At 44.8% G+C, this 359-nt stretch carries 1 protein-coding gene; it reads left to right on the plus strand.

The genetic code is table 11. The features are described from left to right. On the plus strand, positions 1-359 hold a 359-nt coding region (locus AC1DT6_RS40680), incomplete at both ends, for a hypothetical protein (protein WP_477115638.1).

The following is a 359-nucleotide window of genomic DNA, read 5'->3' on the forward strand; positions in this document are numbered from 1 at the left end:
CCTGAACACCAATCAGCAATATTATGCCCCTTCTTTTACAGCCTCACCGGCAGGAGGATCTACAGGTTATGCTACCAAAGGCTATGCTGCCCTGGGCTCGGGCAATGCATTAAGCTGGCTGAACGAAAATACCCTTACCTATAACCATACTTTCGGAGATAAACACTTCCTCAATGCACTTGTGGGTTATTCTACGCAGTACGAAAATGGTAAATCTTTTACCACATCAGCGCAACAGTTTCCCAACGATTTAACCACGTTTGATAATTTATCTTATGCTGGTATTGCCAACCTGCCCAACTCAGCTGCCCACAGTTCGAGCCTTAACTCGGTTCTTGCACGTATTAACTATTCTTACC

The sequence above is a fragment of the Cupriavidus sp. 01L45 genome (assembly GCF_056399885.1).